At 47.6% G+C, this 17380-nt stretch carries 20 protein-coding genes; 8 read left to right on the top strand and 12 right to left on the bottom strand.

Annotated features, from left to right (window positions below):
* Window positions 1-400: 400 nt before the first annotated feature.
* The gene (locus tag ACN0R8_RS00100; RefSeq protein WP_417593867.1) at window positions 401-1177 is read right to left on the bottom strand and encodes a hypothetical protein; all 777 of its coding nucleotides are present in this window, start codon (window positions 1175-1177) and stop codon (window positions 401-403) included.
* Window positions 1178-1290: 113 nt separating this feature from the next.
* On the bottom strand, window positions 1291-2223 hold the full coding sequence (locus ACN0R8_RS00095) for a LysR family transcriptional regulator (protein WP_417593865.1): 933 nt from the start codon (window positions 2221-2223) through the stop codon (window positions 1291-1293).
* A gap of 231 nt (window positions 2224-2454) precedes the next feature.
* Between ACN0R8_RS00095 and ACN0R8_RS00090 the strand changes: the two genes are divergently transcribed.
* The 3 genes from ACN0R8_RS00090 (at window position 2455) to ACN0R8_RS00080 (ending at window position 4589) form a co-directional block, all read left to right on the top strand.
* On the top strand, window positions 2455-3060 hold the full coding sequence (locus tag ACN0R8_RS00090) for an FMN-dependent NADH-azoreductase (RefSeq protein WP_417593863.1): 606 nt from the start codon (window positions 2455-2457) through the stop codon (window positions 3058-3060).
* Window positions 3061-3254: 194 nt separating this feature from the next.
* A complete protein-coding gene (locus ACN0R8_RS00085; protein WP_417593861.1) occupies window positions 3255-4220 on the top strand; it encodes a zinc transporter ZntB in 966 nt (321 codons plus the stop codon).
* A gap of 87 nt (window positions 4221-4307) precedes the next feature.
* Window positions 4308-4589 (top strand): peptidylprolyl isomerase, encoded by a 282-nt coding sequence (locus ACN0R8_RS00080; RefSeq protein ID WP_078320820.1) that lies wholly within the window; start codon window positions 4308-4310, stop codon window positions 4587-4589.
* A gap of 38 nt (window positions 4590-4627) precedes the next feature.
* Here the strand turns inward: ACN0R8_RS00080 and ACN0R8_RS00075 are convergent, their stop codons facing one another.
* On the bottom strand, window positions 4628-5548 hold the full coding sequence (locus tag ACN0R8_RS00075) for a LysR family transcriptional regulator (RefSeq protein WP_417593858.1): 921 nt from the start codon (window positions 5546-5548) through the stop codon (window positions 4628-4630).
* A gap of 192 nt (window positions 5549-5740) precedes the next feature.
* On the opposite strand from ACN0R8_RS00075, the gene ACN0R8_RS00070 reads away from it, so the two are divergent.
* Window positions 5741-6433, top strand: coding sequence for a type 1 glutamine amidotransferase domain-containing protein (locus ACN0R8_RS00070; protein WP_417593856.1), 693 nt, complete (start codon window positions 5741-5743; stop codon window positions 6431-6433).
* A gap of 26 nt (window positions 6434-6459) precedes the next feature.
* Here the strand turns inward: ACN0R8_RS00070 and ACN0R8_RS00065 are convergent, their stop codons facing one another.
* The 3 genes from ACN0R8_RS00065 to ACN0R8_RS00055 all read right to left on the bottom strand — a co-directional run bounded on the left by ACN0R8_RS00065 (window position 6460) and on the right by ACN0R8_RS00055 (window position 8639).
* The gene (locus ACN0R8_RS00065; protein ID WP_417593854.1) at window positions 6460-7368 is read right to left on the bottom strand and encodes a diguanylate cyclase; all 909 of its coding nucleotides are present in this window, start codon (window positions 7366-7368) and stop codon (window positions 6460-6462) included.
* Window positions 7369-7500: 132 nt separating this feature from the next.
* Window positions 7501-8043 carry a DUF2058 domain-containing protein gene (locus ACN0R8_RS00060; protein ID WP_417593852.1) on the bottom strand — a complete coding sequence of 181 codons (543 nt, stop codon included), beginning with the start codon at window positions 8041-8043 and terminating at the stop codon, window positions 7501-7503.
* 83 nt (window positions 8044-8126) lie between these two features.
* Window positions 8127-8639, bottom strand: a complete 513-nt coding sequence (locus ACN0R8_RS00055; RefSeq protein ID WP_417593850.1) for a TlpA family protein disulfide reductase — start codon at window positions 8637-8639, stop codon at window positions 8127-8129.
* Window positions 8640-9562: 923 nt separating this feature from the next.
* On the opposite strand from ACN0R8_RS00055, the gene ACN0R8_RS00050 reads away from it, so the two are divergent.
* From ACN0R8_RS00050 to ACN0R8_RS00040, 3 genes are read left to right on the top strand one after another with little or no spacing between them, the layout of a single operon-like run.
* Complete coding sequence (locus ACN0R8_RS00050) at window positions 9563-11164, top strand: methyl-accepting chemotaxis protein (protein ID WP_417593848.1); 1602 nt, start codon at window positions 9563-9565, stop codon at window positions 11162-11164.
* Window positions 11165-11189: 25 nt separating this feature from the next.
* Window positions 11190-12392, top strand: a complete 1203-nt coding sequence (locus ACN0R8_RS00045) for a hypothetical protein (protein ID WP_417593846.1) — start codon at window positions 11190-11192, stop codon at window positions 12390-12392.
* A gap of 11 nt (window positions 12393-12403) precedes the next feature.
* Window positions 12404-12808, top strand: coding sequence for a phosphate ABC transporter substrate-binding protein (locus ACN0R8_RS00040; RefSeq protein ID WP_417593844.1), 405 nt, complete (start codon window positions 12404-12406; stop codon window positions 12806-12808).
* Window positions 12809-13021: 213 nt separating this feature from the next.
* Here the strand turns inward: ACN0R8_RS00040 and ACN0R8_RS00035 are convergent, their stop codons facing one another.
* Window positions 13022-14191, bottom strand: a complete 1170-nt coding sequence (locus tag ACN0R8_RS00035; protein ID WP_417593842.1) for a YbfB/YjiJ family MFS transporter — start codon at window positions 14189-14191, stop codon at window positions 13022-13024.
* A 104-nt stretch (window positions 14192-14295) separates the two neighbouring features.
* Here ACN0R8_RS00035 and ACN0R8_RS00030 point away from each other — a divergent pair, with 104 nt between their 5' ends.
* Entirely contained in the window at window positions 14296-15144 is an 849-nt protein-coding gene (locus tag ACN0R8_RS00030; RefSeq protein WP_417593840.1) for a LysR family transcriptional regulator, read from the top strand.
* A gap of 40 nt (window positions 15145-15184) precedes the next feature.
* Here ACN0R8_RS00030 and ACN0R8_RS00025 read toward each other — a convergent pair whose 3' ends face one another.
* From ACN0R8_RS00025 to ACN0R8_RS00005, 5 genes are all read right to left on the bottom strand, one after another.
* Complete coding sequence (locus ACN0R8_RS00025) at window positions 15185-15493, bottom strand: type II toxin-antitoxin system RelE/ParE family toxin (protein ID WP_417593838.1); 309 nt, start codon at window positions 15491-15493, stop codon at window positions 15185-15187.
* The gene (locus tag ACN0R8_RS00020) at window positions 15481-15738 is read right to left on the bottom strand and encodes a type II toxin-antitoxin system Phd/YefM family antitoxin (RefSeq protein ID WP_100689219.1); all 258 of its coding nucleotides are present in this window, start codon (window positions 15736-15738) and stop codon (window positions 15481-15483) included. Before ACN0R8_RS00020 ends, ACN0R8_RS00025 begins: the two co-directional genes overlap by 13 nt.
* A 165-nt stretch (window positions 15739-15903) precedes the next feature.
* Entirely contained in the window at window positions 15904-16179 is a 276-nt protein-coding gene (locus ACN0R8_RS00015; RefSeq protein ID WP_417593835.1) for a HigA family addiction module antitoxin, read from the bottom strand.
* Window positions 16179-16457 carry a type II toxin-antitoxin system RelE/ParE family toxin gene (locus tag ACN0R8_RS00010; protein ID WP_417593833.1) on the bottom strand — a complete coding sequence of 93 codons (279 nt, stop codon included), beginning with the start codon at window positions 16455-16457 and terminating at the stop codon, window positions 16179-16181. The genes ACN0R8_RS00015 and ACN0R8_RS00010 overlap by 1 nt, the downstream gene beginning before the upstream one ends.
* A 107-nt stretch (window positions 16458-16564) precedes the next feature.
* Window positions 16565-17050, bottom strand: coding sequence for a hypothetical protein (locus ACN0R8_RS00005; protein ID WP_417593831.1), 486 nt, complete (start codon window positions 17048-17050; stop codon window positions 16565-16567).
* Window positions 17051-17380 lie beyond the last annotated feature (330 nt).

Raw genomic sequence — 17380 nt, 5'->3', positions numbered from 1 at the left:
GAATCAGCACAGAATTTGCATTAGGAACCTTCTGTAAGGTGAAACCGCAGAAAAGTTGTCCACAGTTTCGGTGCACAATTCTGTGCATAAACCCTGAGCCGTGACTCTAAGGCATGGATTTATGCCGTGTTCCGACAGGTGATGTCAGATTGTGCAACAATTCACCAATATCTGACCGAATAACGCCGACCGGACTTACCCATCAGTTTACTCTTCTCCTATCAAACAGTTTCGATCTCCCACTTAGGTTTTTATCCCCTCGGTCAGGGCACTTTTTCCTACACAAGTGTTTTGCCTGATATAAGGCAGGAAACAAAAAAAGAGGCCCGATGTAAAACATCGCGCCTCTTTTTTACTGCCTGAACGGCTTAAAGCCTCGGAACTCTTGCTTATACATAATCTACTCGAAAGGCATATCGCCAAAAGCCCGGTAGGTTCGCATAAAACCAGCTTCCAGATCGATAGCGGCATCAGCCATCTCCCGATGAGTACCGGTGCGCAGAGCCTGTCGTAGTCTATTCAGCGCCGTTTGCTCCTGGGCTACAGCCCGTTTTAATTCGACAAAACGATCATCCGTAAAACCAAACAGTTGCTGATCAAAATCTGCCCGGCTGACATGATGGCGGATCGACGCCCAGCGCGGCCAGACCTGAGCCCAGTTTTTTTGCAGTACCCGGATTTGAGCTCGGGTGAATAACCTGCCCTTCTTATTGTCCGCTGTAGCAATCAGTGCATCCATGTATGGCTTATAAGCATTCAGTTCATCAATATAGTAATTAATACCATTGCGCTCACGCAGGCCGTGCAAGGTTACCGTTACTGCGCTCAGCTGCTTTCTGGCATCTTCCAGCTCACCGTCCTGAACATCCATAAAAGCTTCACTGACCATACCGGATGCAATATCCAGAAAATGCGGCCATTCAGGATCATCACTGTTAACCGCAAAAGTCGTGACAAAGGCACTCCATTGTTCAGAGAATTTCATCATGGCGTCACGGGCTGACTCACGATCACCCTGCTCTATATAGATCAACGCAGGGATATACTGGCGGTCCATATCGATAGTGGCCTGCAACAACGCTCTGTCATTAGCCAATGCTGTGCCGGATAATACCAGACTGAAAGCCATCAGCTGTATGGCCCGTGAAACAAGAGTCCCTAACCGTTGAAGAACCATTGATTACTCCTATTGATTCATAATATCTGCAATTATAGCCTAAGCTTTACGGTCATAGATATGCCCTTAAACAGACCGATGCGCATCTCCCTGCTGAAACAGATTAGACCGCTTCACTCTGATGTACACCCAGACGCTGCAAATGTTTTTTTGCAGTTGGCAGCACGGCCCTCTTCCATCAGAATTTCATACAGCCGTCTACCCCCTGGGCCTAAGAGGTCTGGATCAGGAATAACCAGACTAGCGGTTGCCGTTCGGGTGGAGGAAAAATCCACATCCAATGCTACAAGCTCGCCACTGGCCAGCTCCTGCAGCACCTCATGCCGGGGTAACCAGCAAAAGCCCATGCCGTGCTTGAGAATCTGCTTTGCCCGCTCAAAGCTGTCTACGGTCCAGCGCTGCTCTGATTTAAGCCAGCCCTGTGACTCAGAAGGTTTAAGAGCATTATCTTTAATCACAACCTGCATATGCTCAACCAGCTCCTGCTGACTGATTGTCTGCCCCAAGGCCGCTAATTCATGGGTGTGATGGGTCACCAACATAAACTCAACCCGGTATAACTCTTCTGAGGTGTAGCCCTTAGGCACACGACCGGTAATTGCCAGATCGACACTATTATTGACGATCTGCTCTACGCTACCGGTAAGAACCGTATCGATAATCCGAATGCGAGTCCCCCGGCTTTCAGGGTAAAAGCGTGCCAGTGCCCGAAATAACAGATCCCGTGGATAGATCGCTTCGACGCAAATATTCAGCTGCGGCTCCCAGCCCATATCAATATTTTCGGCCAGTTTCTCCAGCCTTTCTGCTGTTTCCGTCAACACCCGTGAGCGCCGTAAAAGGGCTTCTCCGGCATCGGTCAGAAATGCCTTTCGGCCTTTAACTTCCAGAACCTGAACACCCAACTGATGCTCAAGCTTTTTTACGGCATGGTTCAGAGACGACTGGCTGCGATGCAGGGCCTCCGCCGCATGGGCATAACCGCCATGATCTACCACTGCCTGCAGGATGCGCCACTGCTCCAGCGTTGTTTTATGTCCCGCCATTAGCTTTTCACCCTGTTTACCAATTGACCCAATTTTAACGATTGAACCGCCTAAACCTTTCAATTTTTTCGAGTTTAAGCTCAAACATTTCTAATTTACAGAATATATAGCGTTATTTAATGCAATTTTATTTCTTTTTGTTAGGAGTAAAGTAGCAAGGATAAGACATAACGGACAACACCTTTCTCTACTCAGGAAGCCGCCCGTCTGCTAACCGACAAAGGACATACCATGAAAAATCTACTTGTGATTCACTCCAGCCCTAAACTCAGTCAGTCCATCACCCGGGAACTGACCACTGAATTTATTGAAAAATGGCAGACTGCAAACCCTCAGGGCACCATTACTCATCGGGATGTTGGCGCTAACCCGCCGTCTCACCTGACGGAAGAAACCATAGGGGCCTTCTATACTCCGGCAGAGCAGCGCACCGAAGCCCAGAACCAAGCGCTGTCAGTATCTGATGAGCTCATTGCCGAATTGCGCGCAGCTGATGAGATTGTGATCGCATCACCTATGCACAACTTCAGCATCACTTCCGGCCTGAAAACCTGGATCGATCAGGTCGCCCGTGTTGGCGAAACCTTCCACTACACGGAGCAGGGGCCACAAGGTCTGCTGAAAGATCGCCCGGTGTATGTGATCACAGCAAGCGGTGGCGACTACCGTGCACACACACCAATCGCATTCCTGAACCATCAGGATACCTATCTGAAAGTAGCGCTTAACTTTATCGGTCTTCAGGATATCCGCCTGATACAGGCAGCAGGTGTTGCGGCAGGTGAAGCGCCAATCAATGAAGCCCGCGCAGCACTGACTGAAGCGATCAGCGCATAAGATTCTGCTCTACCGGTTAGCCTGATTATCCATCAGTCCGAACTGAGACAAAAAGCACCCTTCGGTTATTAGCAACGATGCTAAATCACTGCAGGGTGTTTTTTTGCGTTAAAAATAAGGGTGTTCAGCCAAGGAGTTATCGTCGTACACTCCACGCCATCAGCAGAGAAGATCATTAAGGAGAGCCTGTGCCTGTGTCATCCGGTTTAATTCATGCATACCTGTTTAATGATCAGCAGGGAAAAACACTGACCGCCGACGAGATCGACCAATGGCAACCGGAACAGGGTTTACTTTGGCTGCATCTTGAGTACACCAATGAAGAAGTTCAGCGCTGGCTGCAACAAGAGTCCGGTCTTGAGTCTGTCGTCGCAGAAGCGCTGACGGCGACCGAAACGCGCCCACGCTGTACACCTTTCAGTAATGGGCTGTTACTGCTGCTTCGCGGTGTAAACCTGAACCCGGAAGCCGACCCGGATGATATGGTTTCCATCCGTCTATGGGTGGAAAAAAACCGCATTATCAGTACCCGAAAGCGCCAGCTGCAATCTGTTCAGGATCTGCTCTCCCAGATCCAGAATCATCAGGCACCGATTACCACTGGGGAGTTTATCGCAGACCTGACCGACAACCTGACCTGGCGAATGCGGGAAACCATGGAAAGCTATGAGGATACTCTGGCAGATCTGGAAGAGCGGGCCCTGACCGGCGGTCATGATGAGGTTAAGGCAGAACTCTCTGCACTGCGCCGCCAGATTATAACTCTGCGCCGCTACCTCGCGCCTCAGTGCGATGCTCTGGCACGCTTACATACCGAGCGATTCAGTGGTCTGAATGAAACCGAACGCCTGAGGATTCGTGAAACCACAGACCGTCTGATCCGTTATCTGGAGGATCTGGGTGCGATGCGCGAACGCGCCGTGGTCATACAGGAAGAGCTACTCAGCCAGCTGTCAGAGCTGGGTAACCAGCGGGTCTATCTGCTATCGATGATCACAGCGGTATTTCTGCCACTGGGGTTTCTCACCGGGCTACTGGGCATCAACGTTGGCGGCATGCCGGGGGCAGATAACCCTAATGCGTTCTGGTGGGTCAGTGGTGGTTTGTTCAGCGCCGCCATCATTGTCACATTACTGCTTCGCCGGAAAAAATGGCTATAATAGCCGCCTTTCCAGCGACCTGCTTTTGCTGAATCGCTAATTTAACACTGCTATTTAACTGCAGTGACAACCTCAGAGGACACCATCATGGCCACGGCCTGCGCACGACACATTCTGGTTAAAACCCGGGAACAGGCGGAAGTGATCAAAAAGAAGCTGGCGGTGGGCGGCGATTTTGCCAAACTGGCCAAACAACACTCTCTCTGCCCATCCGGTAAGAAAGGCGGTGATCTTGGAGAGTTCCGTCGCGGTGCCATGGTAAAGCCCTTCGACAATGTTGTTTTTACCAAGCCTGTTCTGAAAGTACACGGGCCGGTAAAAACCAAATTTGGTTTTCACCTTATTGAAACCATCTACCGCAACGATTAAACCTCTCAGAGAAGCATCTCCCATAGAAAACCAAGCGTTTAGCGAACGATACCGTTCAACGGATGTTCGAGACGAATAAAATACTCCCTGAGAAAGTCCAGCAGCAGCCTCAGTTTCTTAGAGGCTGCATTACCCGGTGGGAAGACCCCATAGATATCGATAGGACTCAGTTCAAAGTCATCCATAATGGTTTCAAGGTGGCCGGCTTCTATTCTCGGCCAGGCATCATACAAGGGAATACGCCCCAACCCATGCCCACCCTCGATAAACGCTGTGCGCGCTGCCGCATTATTGGTACTTACTCCCCCTTTTAAAGCCACGCTGTAAGAACGCTCACCCTTTTGCAAGGTCAGTACATCTGAGGTTTGCTTGTAGATGACCCAGCAGTGACTACCCAGTTCAGCTGGATTTGTGGGTCGTCCGTGCTTTTTAAAATAGGACGGCGCACCACACAGACACGTAGGCAGGGTTGTTAAACGGGCAGCCTGCAAGCCGGAATCCGGCAGGGGCGCACCCCGAATCGCTAGGTCAATGCCCTCCTGCATGATATTGATGATCTCATCACTGAGCATCACATCCAGCTCAATCTTAGGGTAAAGACTTCGGAACTCATTCAGCGCAGGCACCACCAACTGGAGCCCGGCATTGACCGGACAGGTAATTTTAATCAGCCCCTGAGGTTCTTCTTTCAGCGCTTCCATCTGCTGCTGCGCCTGCAACGCCTGCTCTGCAATAATCCGACAGGACTGATAATAAACCGAACCAGCCTCGGTCAAATTGATCGCCCGGGTAGAACGATTCAGTAGCTTCACCTCAAGCTGTTCTTCCAGCTTCTTTATATGATAGCTCACCACCGCACGGGATAGCCCAAGACGTTTAGCCGCAGCAGTCAGATTACCCTGCTCCACGACCTGAGCAAACACCACCATACTTTTTAACTGTTCAAACGAAATATTCATTTTAAGGCCCAGACTCGGCTTGAGGGTTGCAACACGACACCGCCTATATTGTATCAATAATTAAACTATTAAAGTCAGTTTTACTCATATTGTTCAATATAGATCCAAACCGTAAACTGCCTGGCAAGACTTCAGTTCACCTGAAAAACACTTAACCAGCGAGCCCCTGATACGGCTCCCGGAGATATGAATATGAGCGCTTTAAGCGATAAAAAAGTACTAATGGTTTTAACCTCTCACTCAGCGCTGGGTGATACAGGTGAAACAACAGGTTTCTGGGTAGAAGAGTTTGCCGCACCTTATTATGCACTGGTTGATGCAGGTGTTCAGGTCACACTTGCTTCTCCAGCTGGTGGTCAGCCTCCGGTTGATCCTAAAAGTGAACTGGAAGACTTTCAAACTGACGATACCCGCCGTTTCGATCAGGATACTGACGCAAAGAGTCAGATCGCTAATACCCTGAAACTGGCAGATATCAACGCTGATGACTTTGATGCCGTATTTTATCCGGGCGGTCACGGCCCACTCTGGGATCTTACGGATAACCCAACGTCTATTGCCCTGATCGAACGTTTTCTGGCAACGCATAAACCCGTAGCGACTGTATGCCACGCCTCTGCAGCACTGCTGAATATTAAAGATGCAGCAGGAAACTATGCGGTCAAAGACAAGGCGGTTTCTGGCTTCACAAACAGTGAAGAAGATGCCGTTCAGCTGACGGATGTGGTGCCATTTCTTCTGGAAGATGAGTTTATTAAACGCGGCAGTGATTTTCAGAAAGCCGGCGATTGGCAGGCCTTTGCTGTACAGGATGGATTACTGATCAGCGGACAAAACCCGATGAGTTCAGCCCTGACTGCACAAAAGTTGCTGAAAGCACTCTGATCATTCAGTACTAAGACTCTAATCAGTCAATACTGACAAAGGAGGTCGTCCCGGTGGGCGACCACCTGATTACGGCCATTCTTTTTCGCCTGATAAAGAGCCTGGTCCGCATCCTTAACCAGTTCCCAGACTACTTTACCCGGAGAAAAACTGGCATAACCTATTGAGACTGTCAGAGAGACCACCTGATCGTCATAAACCACATTTAGCTCACTGATTCCCTGCCGCAAACGGTCCAATACCTGCTGCGCAACGCTGGCGTTAGTATCCGGTAGCAGTATCAGAAACTCCTCACCACCATACCGCCCCACAGAGTCAGCCTCTCGCAGGGATTCACTGACGTAGCGGGATACAGCTTTTAAAACCTCATCACCCGCTAAGTGACCGTAGGTATCATTCACCGCTTTAAAAAAGTCGATATCCAGCATCGCCAAGACATACGGGGTATGACTGCGAATGGACTGGGCATGATTCTTATCCAGAACCAGTCCTATAGAACGGCGATTAATCAGTCCAGTGAGGGGGTCAAATGAATTTTGCTGCTCTACAATAGAATCATGCATGTGGTTCAATAACTCAACCAGCTCAGCTTTACTGCGATTAAGAGTACGAAACCCTTCCAGCGAGGCCTGTTGATTTTGCTGATACTGCCGGACCAGATCCCTAGCGGCATCATGCATCTCTTTATGGGTAGATTCGAGAACCGAAAACTCAGGAGTCGTGCGAATCGCCTCAGAAGCATTTCGGTAATACCAGCAACCAAAGCCGCATTTGGTATGAGCCAGAGGGTCCATGACCTGTTCGTTGAAAGGCTGACGACAAACCAAACCCTCCAGAAGAGACTCATACCAGCTTCGATGGTTGACTATCGCGTGCTCTAGAATGTCGATCGCGTCATTGATCTCATCAGAACTAAAGCTGTAGCGGGCTGACATAGGCACCTCCTGTAATGACTCCCCTACAGCTTATCAGGTATCGGTTTTTTACTAATTGATTTAGCAGCAATTCCGAATCACTCAAGCATAAAAAAAGCCTGCGATGCAGGCTTCTTATTCGTTTGTCGGGTATTACCACATCAGATCATCCGGAATCTGGAAATCAGCATACGGATCATCCTCTTCTGCATCACCGGTATCCGGCGCTTTCTCGTTCAGTACGATGGGCCAATCTGGCTCACGCTGTAGAATTTTCTCTGCTACCTTTGGAGGTATCAGCTCGTAGCGCCCCTCAAGCTCAGCAATTGCCAAACGCCCTTTAGCCAACTGGTCGGAAATTTTTGCGGTTACGTTAATCTTTTTGACTTTCTTGTCCATCACAAAATTATGGGCAAGATCACCGGCAGAGTTTGATAACCGGTTCATCTCAATCAGTTGCTTTACTTGAGCTTTAATGGCTTTTTTCTCTTCCTCAGCCTTACGCTCAAGATTCAACAAACGATCACGCTCTGCCTTCTCTTTACGCTGCTGCTCTGCGCGCAGTTTAACCTCGTCTTCCTGACCTGTTGTACGCTTAACTTTCGCCTGCTTTTTCTTGTGGTTTTCCGCTTGCTTAACCTTTTTCTTATTGGTTAAGCCAGCGTTTAATAGCTGATCCTGTAACGATTTACTCATATCGGGCCGTATTTCCGTTCGGGTAATTAAATTCTGACAGTCGCTATTATCTCTGTTTTAGACTCAGGATTCACCTGCCTAAATCAGGGCTGTAATATCTGACCCAACAATACAGACAAATCACTCTCGGTTAACTCTCCACGATGCACATCTGCCTGTTCGCCCTCAGCGTTATAAAACAGCGTTGTGGGCAGTGCCATACTGGCTGTCACTTGTGCCAACTGACCTCTATTGTCTAATAGTACATAAGTAAGATCCAGATCAGCGTTATCCAGAAAAGCATTTACTGTTTCAGAGTGCTCACCCTGATTGACAAAAACAAAGGCAATATCAGGATTCGCCTTCTGAGCCTGTTGCAACAGAGGCATTTCACGAATACAGGGCGGACACCATGTTGCCCAAATATTGACCACCATAGGTTTACCGTCCGCTATCTGCTCAAGTGTAATCACCTCTTCATCAAGTGTCTTCAGCTTCACATCAGGCAGGGCACCGGATTTATGTTCCATCAGAGCAACCAACGCCGCCATCGCAGCAAGAACAAACAAAACAGTCAATCCGACCCATAGTAGTGGACGTGCAAAACGCTTAATCATGTGATCCCTTAATTAGACTTTCAGTTACAATACAGCGTCAGCAATGTCATGGATTGCTGACAGCTGTAACAATGTACAATTTTCTGTGATTAAAAAGGTTGCAGTACTTCGTGAAATACAAAATCCATCAACCGAACCTCTGCTCCGGCAACTCATTTTGATCACCCCTGAAGCCCTGCAAAGCAGGGGGAGCTTAAAATTACCCATATTCGGCCACTGGATCTGACAGATCAGTTCTGATACCAACAACTAAAAAAAAGGAAAAATCTGTAACATATCTGGCACGCCAACAGGGTAAGTACGCCGTCAGGTGCATCGCTAGCGCCCAATTTCTGAGCCAGAAAGCCAGCTCCTGATCGACCAGAAACAAGGTCGTAACCTCACAATGAATACCTACCACCTTGTATTTATTAGCAAAATACGTTGTTGGTCTCTCCCTGCTACGGATGATTTTTTCAACCAAACCAAAATAATGCGTCGTTTATGACATGATGTTGGTTACTCAGTTCAAATAATACTTTCCGTTCACAAAAATTAGTTTTTGTATCAAAAACCATATACATATCATAGCAAGAAGCATGAGCCCTCCTATACATCAGATCCGTCAGATAATAACCAGACAATGTTAGTGGGTATAATCACCTTAGTAAGATGACTGACCATTCATAAATTATATTCAAGGTTACAATCTTCCAGCCGATGCATCAGGCAGGATAATTTTACTGTAAAGATACGGAAAATTATAAAATTCTATCTGAATAACAGGAAAAAATGCCAAAACTTACTAAGCTGAATACAGGTAAATATTAGCAACACAAAAAACATAGATTAATAACTCTACATTAAGTATAATTGTTATTAACCCTAGACTGCTGCTGAAACAAGGCAAGCCCAATACAGATACTACTGCAAAGGAAATTAGCGTGTTAGGTTTAAAAATTTCCCAAAAATTACTGCTTATTGTAGCCATTGCATTATTGGCTTTTGTCGTCAGCCAGGGCTATTCATTATATGTTGAAAACAACAATGCCAAACGGTTGGCAGAGGTTCAGGATAAGCTCTACCCCTCGCTGGAACTGACGACCATCAATCTCGGCACTCTGCTTTCGATGGAGCAGAATATCAATTCTGCGGTAACTACCGGTGACCCTGATATTTTAGAGCAGGCAGAGAAACAGCGGGATTTAATTCAAATAAACCTGAATAAGCTTAGTGATTTAGGCACATCTGGTGTCAAACAAGCTGAAGAACAACTCAACAGCTGGTTTAATACAGCCACAACAATTGCTAAAGGCTTTATTGATGGAACAGTAGACTTTTCTAAGGTCGCTAACGAGGCAAAAGAAAATGCACAAAGGCTGCAAGCACTCCATGACTCACTGGAGTCTATGAAAGCCAATAGAGAACTCAGTTTTACAAATAATATTTCCGATATACTGGCCAGCGCCTCCAGCGCATCACAGATATCATTGATCATAGCTATTATAGCCATCGTTGTTCTGGTTTCTCTGAGCCTTATTATTGGCCGCTCTATTACCCGTAACTTAAATCAGGTTACTCAGTCATTACATGATATGGCATCTGGCGAAGGGGACTTAACTTGCCGGATTATTTATAAGGGGCAGGATGAGATCCAACCTCTCGCCGAAAACTTCAACCGCTTTGTTGAGAAGCTGCACCGGTCATTTGCCGAAATTCTGCAGGATGTGCAATCACTGTCACAGGTTTCTGACCGACTGACCGACACCAGCGGCAAAAATGTCAGTGAAATCAGTGCTCAGGCTCAAGCTATCGCTGCCACACGTCATGCCATTGAAGAACTGATGTCCAGCGTACAAGAGGTTGCTCAACTCTCCAGCTTGGGTTCGGATAAAGCCAACGAGATCAATACCACTGCAGCTCAGGGTAAGGCGACCCTGAACAGGAATGTCGACACCATAACGACACTGGCAGAGGATGTTAAAGCGACAGCGCAAGTGGTGAATAAATTCGACACCTTCAGTACCGATGTAGGCCAGTTACTTAACACGATTCAAACGGTCGCTGAACAGACCAATTTGCTTGCCCTGAATGCTGCCATTGAAGCAGCAAGGGCTGGTGAACATGGACGGGGCTTTGCTGTCGTCGCAGATGAGGTTCGTGAACTGGCTGTCAGAACCCGGCAGGCGACTGAGGAGATTCATTCCGTCATCAGCGAACTGCAAAACGTGTCCCAAAGTGCTGTTGAATCCATGGAAAGCAGTGTCAAACACGTAAATACAGGCGTTGAAGCCACAAAAGAGTCTGAAGAGGCGCTAGCTACCATTCTGGTTAGCGTCCAGGAGATCAGTACATTTAACGATCAAATAGCCCAATCGACTGAAGAGCAGCGCTCTACATTTGATCAGGTAATGCGACACGTTACTGACATCCATAAAAATACTGAGACGGTCACTGAAAGTACCAGCACGACCAACTCAATCTGTCAGGATATCGACAACATCTCAAAACGACTGGGAGATGTCGCCTCTCAGTTTAAGGTATGACCATTATAATTCTTTGGAGAGAGCTATGATCCTTAATCAACCTAAGTCTTTTATTGCCAGTGCATGCATTACTGGTCTCACCTTGGCTGGCAATCAGGCCATAGCCGACGACCAGGCTCGTGTTGATAATTTAGAGCAACAAGTTAAAACACTACAGCAGCAGGTCAATAAACCTACTCAGGAACGGTTGCGTTTTAATGGTTTTTTCAGTGTTGCCTATGGTATTGCCGATAATGATAGTGGCTATGCAGGCTATACCGAGGACGGTACATTTACCAATGAGAGCCTGTTTGGACTTCAGGGTACTTTTTCGATTTCAGATAAGACCGATGTCACCATGCAGCTGGTAGGTCGCAGCGATGATAACTGGGAGCCAAACTTTGAATGGGCTTATATCAGCCACCAGGTCTCCTCTAATCTAAAAGCGCGTGCCGGTAAAATGCGCTTACCATTTTTTATGTACTCAGATTCACTTGAAGTCGGCTACGCGCAACCTTGGGCTCGTCCTCCTATTGATGTTTATGGTGGCATTCCAATCACCAGCTACACTGGGGTTGATGCGATTTATGATGTGAATTACGACCTCTCAACTCTTAGCCTGCAGGCATTTACCGGTGAAACCAGTGATACAGTTGATATCGCAGGTACAAACACCGATATCACTGTAGACAACCTATTTGGGGGTGTCATTAACTGGACCGATTTCATTTGGACGCTGCGTGCCAACTACGCGGTAGCTGATTTATCCATTATTGGTGATAACACATCATATGACACCAGTTTTTCTGGTGTTGGCCTGAGCTACAACGACGGCACCTGGCAGGTGATCTCGGAGCTAACCCGCTTCGAAACTGACGGCCCTACCGTCGATACCGACTCAGCTTATCTTACTGTCGTTCGCACATTCGGTAGTCTGAGCCCATATACGACAGTGTCAAGGACAGAGTCTACCGATGACAGTGAGCGCCCTCTCACCCGTGCCCAGGTAACAAACCCAAGCAGCCCTTACTACGGTTATTACGCGGGATCTGATATCAGCAATGTCGAACGTACCTCTTACGGTATAGGTGTACGTTGGGATGCAATGAGCAACATGGCCGTGAAGTTTGACCTGAGCCACGTGACTGATTTTGGCGATACAGGTGGTGATCTGGACGGTAATAATAGTGCATCGGTTAAGTATGATGATGCCAATGTCTTTTCGGTTAAACTTGACGCAGCCTTTTAAGGGAATCAGCTATGAAGTACTTTCTACTAACATTATTACTGGCAACATCTTCCGCAATGGCTGACGTGGTGGTTATCGCTCACCCTTCCGGCCCTGACAGCATGGCAAAGAACGATATACGTGACCTGTATATTGGCCGCAGCAAGCAGTTGCCAGGTGGACAGACTGCAGACCCTATCGACCTGTCCCAGGGGCAAGCGTTGCGGGACGAGTTCCACACAAAAGTAACCGGCCGTTCACAGGCACAGCTCAATGCCTTTTGGTCTAAGCAGGTATTTACCGGAAAAGGGCAGCCACCGCGCATGCTTGACTCAACAACAGCAGTAAAGTCGGCTGTTGCCAACACTCCCGGTGCTATTGGTTATATTGACGCTAGCGAAGTCGATGGTAGTGTTAAAGTCATCTTTACTCCTTAGTTGACCTAGCAGTACCACTGCAGAAACGGAAAATAGCGGACAGCTAGCTCCGTACACTAAAGAACCCCGGCTATCTCTAACCGGGGTTCTTTTTTATGACCTGCGCATACTCCGGCCGCCATAATGCAATAGCTGACCAACAACCCTGCCTGCCGGATCATCCATACCGTCACCAATAACGCACCCCACAAAGGCACCGCATATAAGAGAGCCTCAACCTGTCCGTCTTTCCAGACGCACCAGCCCAAGCAAAAAAACAATACCCAGAAGCATGACACCGGCCGATAGGTACAATCCGAGGTTATAGCTGCCCAGTGCCTCGGTAAGATAGCCTGTAAAAACAGGTGCGATAATCTGAGCGGCACCATAAGCCAGTGTCATCACTCCCATAAACCGGGCGGGATTACTGGGGAAAAACTTACCGGCCATTGTCAGCACCAAACTCACACAGGCAATAAAAGTGCCGCCAAACAGCAGCGCACTTAACAAGACTGCCGGTAAGCTGTCATTCATGGCAGGAAGAATAATGCCCACTACTTGCAGAATATAAGCTGCCAGCAAGGCATGCAGGTAGCCCACTCTTCTGGCGATTCGATCCCACACCAGAGTCGCAGGCGTGGCGGCAAATCCAATCAGTAAAAAGGCCAGTGTTCCCTGCCCTTCCAGCCCTTCGGTTCGTTCTACGATATCCACAATAAAAGTAGAGCTGACCGCATAACCATAACCGGCACAAAAATAAGCCAGCATCATAAGCGTGGTAAACACCCGGCTTGGGGGATTATCTTTTGTGGTATTTGCATCCTGCCCATCCACCAGAGGGTGTGGAATCCATAACCATGCCGGCACAGCAAACACAGCGGCCATCACAGCCAGCGCCAACCATTGTTGCTGCCAGTCTGCCGACAGCGTCAGCATCACTTCAACCAGCACAGATGCCGCAATAATACTGATCCCAGCACCGGCAAAATGAATGCCTAACTCCGCACGATGCTGATTTTTAACCAACCACTTTAAAATCAAACCCGAGGCAATAATAAAGCCACCGGAGGCACAGACCCCGGCAAAAAACCGCAAGACCGCCCAGGCAACAACATCCGTGGTCATCACCATAGCCGCTGAAGTGACAATACTGAGAAGTAGATAAACCCGATGCAGATTGTATTTTATGTTGAGGTTATGCAGATTAGAAGCAAGCAGCACACCCGCCATATACCCCATAAAATTAGTGGTCGCCAGCCAGCCGCCCCCCAACTCTGTAAGGCCTGCTCCGTCCTGCATAATCGGTAACAGCAGGCTGTAAGAAAAACGCGCCACCCCCACCGTTACGATCAAGCTACAGATTCCGGCAAGATAAACCCGAGTCCGAGTTAGCTTTGTCAACATAACAACCACCTTGTAATGAAAAGACTGTTAACAAAGACTAACCTGATCTGATAATCTTAAAAATTGAATCATCCAGAATAAATACTTCATTATTAGAGAATCAAATGGAAATCTTAGCACTTAAGACCTTTAAAATGATTGTGGATGAAGGCGGTATTAAGGGCGCGGCGGATAAGCTCCATACGGTTCAATCCAATATCACCAACCGTATTAAAAAACTGGAAAATGAACTGGATACCAGATTATTCACCCTGGCGGGCAGAAAGCTGCAGCTGACACCCAGCGGACAGCAGCTTTACCAGTACGCCGATGAGCTTTTACAACTGGAGTATCAGGCCAAAGCGGCCATTTTGCGTAACAAGGGCAGTTATGAGCTGAGAATTGGTATGCCGGAAACTTTCGCTTCGGTTCACATGCCCCTCGCGCTGAAACAGCTCAAGCAAGACCACCCCAATATTCAGACAAAGATTTATACAGACACCAGCGACCGGCTGGTACTGGCCGTCTTAGACAACAAGGTAGACTGTGCCGCCATAGGCAACGCCCCCAAACATGACAAGCTGGTCATCATTCCTATAGTGAAAGAAGAGCTGGTTAGGGTAACGCCCAAAGAAAGTGATTATGACCCCGTGCTACTGGTGCGGGAGGAAGGCTGTGGTTACAGAAACCACGCTTTGTTATGGAGGCAAAAAGCAAGCCGTGGCAGCGATGAGTTAATGACCATGAGTAGTGCCGATGGCGTACTGGGCTGTATTTCTGCAGGCTTGGGTTACACCATTATTGGTAAAAATATGGTTGTTGGCAGCCGATATGAAAAATCCCTTACCATGACACCCGTCACCCACGGCCCAAAGCATATTCAGCTATCCATTGTTTATCGCAAAGGCAGCCCGTTAGAGGCAGGAACCCTCGCCCTTGCAGACATTTTTACCAGCAGGCAGGAATCGGATTAATTCACTTGGTGGAAAGGCTTAATCAGACTGACACGGCTGCTTAGCTGCTTCCAATTCCAAGCATGTAAGCCCTGAGCTGGCGCTCCTCTCGCATGACATAGAGGACAAGAACACGCTTCCCATCCTCACGATAGAAAATGCGACAGGGTTGAACCACTAACTCCCTGTATACCGAATTAGGGAGCTCGGGAGGAATCCGTCCGGACTGGGGAAAATTCTCCAAACGCTCGGTATTATCGAAAATTTTCTGAACCAGATGACTTGCTGCAGCAGGATTATCCAGAGCAATGTACTCAGCAATGGTATCCAATTCTTGAAGGGCGGGCTCTGTCCAGATTACTTCAGCCATTTACTCATTTTCTCCCTGGCCTCACTTTGGCTGTACGTTCTTCCCTCAAGTACAGCGCGCTCTCCCCGCGAGAGCCCCTCAAGCAGTTCAAGTCGGCGCTGCATAAACTCGTAATCTTGCACATCAACAAGGTATGCGGATGGCTGACCGTGCTCCGTGATCAGTACCGGCTCTTTAGACAAGCGCAGATCTGCCAAAATTTTTGTAGCTTGGCGTTTTAGGTTCGTAACCAGCTCAACCTTCATGGACTCACCCTGAATCAGACTAATAGTGACACTATAGTATCACTTTCAGACAACGCAATAATAGCTAACGAGGTTGTAGAAAATCTGTTTTCAGAAATGAGGTACTAACGCATGGGTTACACTGCGCAGCAGAGCCCGCGTGTTTGTGTCCTCAACATTTGCTTGTTAGGCAGCATGCAGATCTATTGGCTGCACGTTATCCAAGTTGATGTTCTGCTTAGCCTGCCAAAGCTCGTAATTATCTTGCATGCTAAGCCAACTTTCAGGGCTGCGCCTTAATGCCATTGCTGGCGTTACTGCACTTTTTCCCTTAACGACACGATTTAGTGTTGAAGCGGCAACACCAAGATGGGTAGCAAGTGTCCTGCAACTGATGCCGTGTGGCTCCATGTAAATGGATTCAATAAATTCACCAGGATGTGGTGGGTTATGCATATTCATTAGTGATAATCCCCGTAATTTAAGATGTAAGTATTACCATCCGTAAACTCGAAAGTTATTCTCCAATTACCGTTGACTGATATCGACCAAATATTAGACCTTTCTCCTTTGAGTTGATGAAGAGAAAATCCGGGCAAATTAATGTCATCGATATCTTGTGATGTATGGATAGCAGCTAACTGCATGCGAAGTTTTTTCGCATGCTTAGTCTGTATGCCTGAAGTTTTCCCTTTTTCGAAAAACAGCTTCAGGCCCTTATGTTTAAATGACTTAATCATGGAAGAAGCGCAGCGTATTGCGCAACGCGGTGCAACTTAACGCCTAACGCCCGCAGCTGCGGACAACTTGGAGCGCAGCGGGAAGGCGTTCCGACAGCCTGCGCTTGTTATGCATTATTGCGCCTACGATCAATGAGCTTGAAGATTACTGATGCGATAAGCGAACCCAATATGCCAAGAGCAAAACCAATACCCCGATCAAGCCACTTACTTTGCTGGGCACGCTGTTCTTGCACCTTAAAAATGGCTTCGACCACCTCTGACTGAGAATTTACGATAGGCTCCAGTTCAGAACGTTTTTTCTCAAGCGAAGAGATTACAGCTTGCTTTTCGTTCAGCTGTTGCTTTTGAAGCTGGATAAATGCTGACAGTTTGCCTAAGCCTTCGTCTAGTTTTTCCAGCTCTTGAATTTGAACCACCACATCTTTCGGCGCGCTTTTCTTGAAATCACGCTCTTTTAAGTACTCAGTGGTAGACACTGCAACTACCACTAGAGCAATACTGAAAAATATACCGAAGACCGTTAGCTTTGGGCTCCGTTTATAAGACTCTGATATTAGGTCTGCGAGTATTGTGGAAATATTCAAACTCATATCGATTCTTCTTTATGCATAACGAGGCTGTAGAAAAGCCTCAGCCTCAAAAATTGATCATTTTTTGTACTGAAAATGACGCCTCTACGTGAATTCTGGAGCAGTTTTTTCATCGCCGCTAAGCTCTTAAATCAACGTAGGTGCGCGATAAATTCTCAACAACCAGAACCCGTTAGGTTTTTCTACAGCCTGAACACCTCATTCAGAGGCAACAAAATAGCTGGTTAAAATTAGCGAGGCACGAGCAAAAACCAGCTGTTTTTTGTCCTGCTGCAATGACTTGTTATGTTTTTTTATGACTTGTTTTCAATCTTTTGAGACTGCCAAGTA

The organism is Oceanospirillum sp., assembly GCF_048265165.1.
GTDB lineage: Bacteria > Pseudomonadota > Gammaproteobacteria > Pseudomonadales > Halomonadaceae > Oceanospirillum.
The sequence above is the reverse complement of the archived record's forward strand: the minus strand, read 5'-3'. Positions and strand labels throughout refer to the sequence as shown.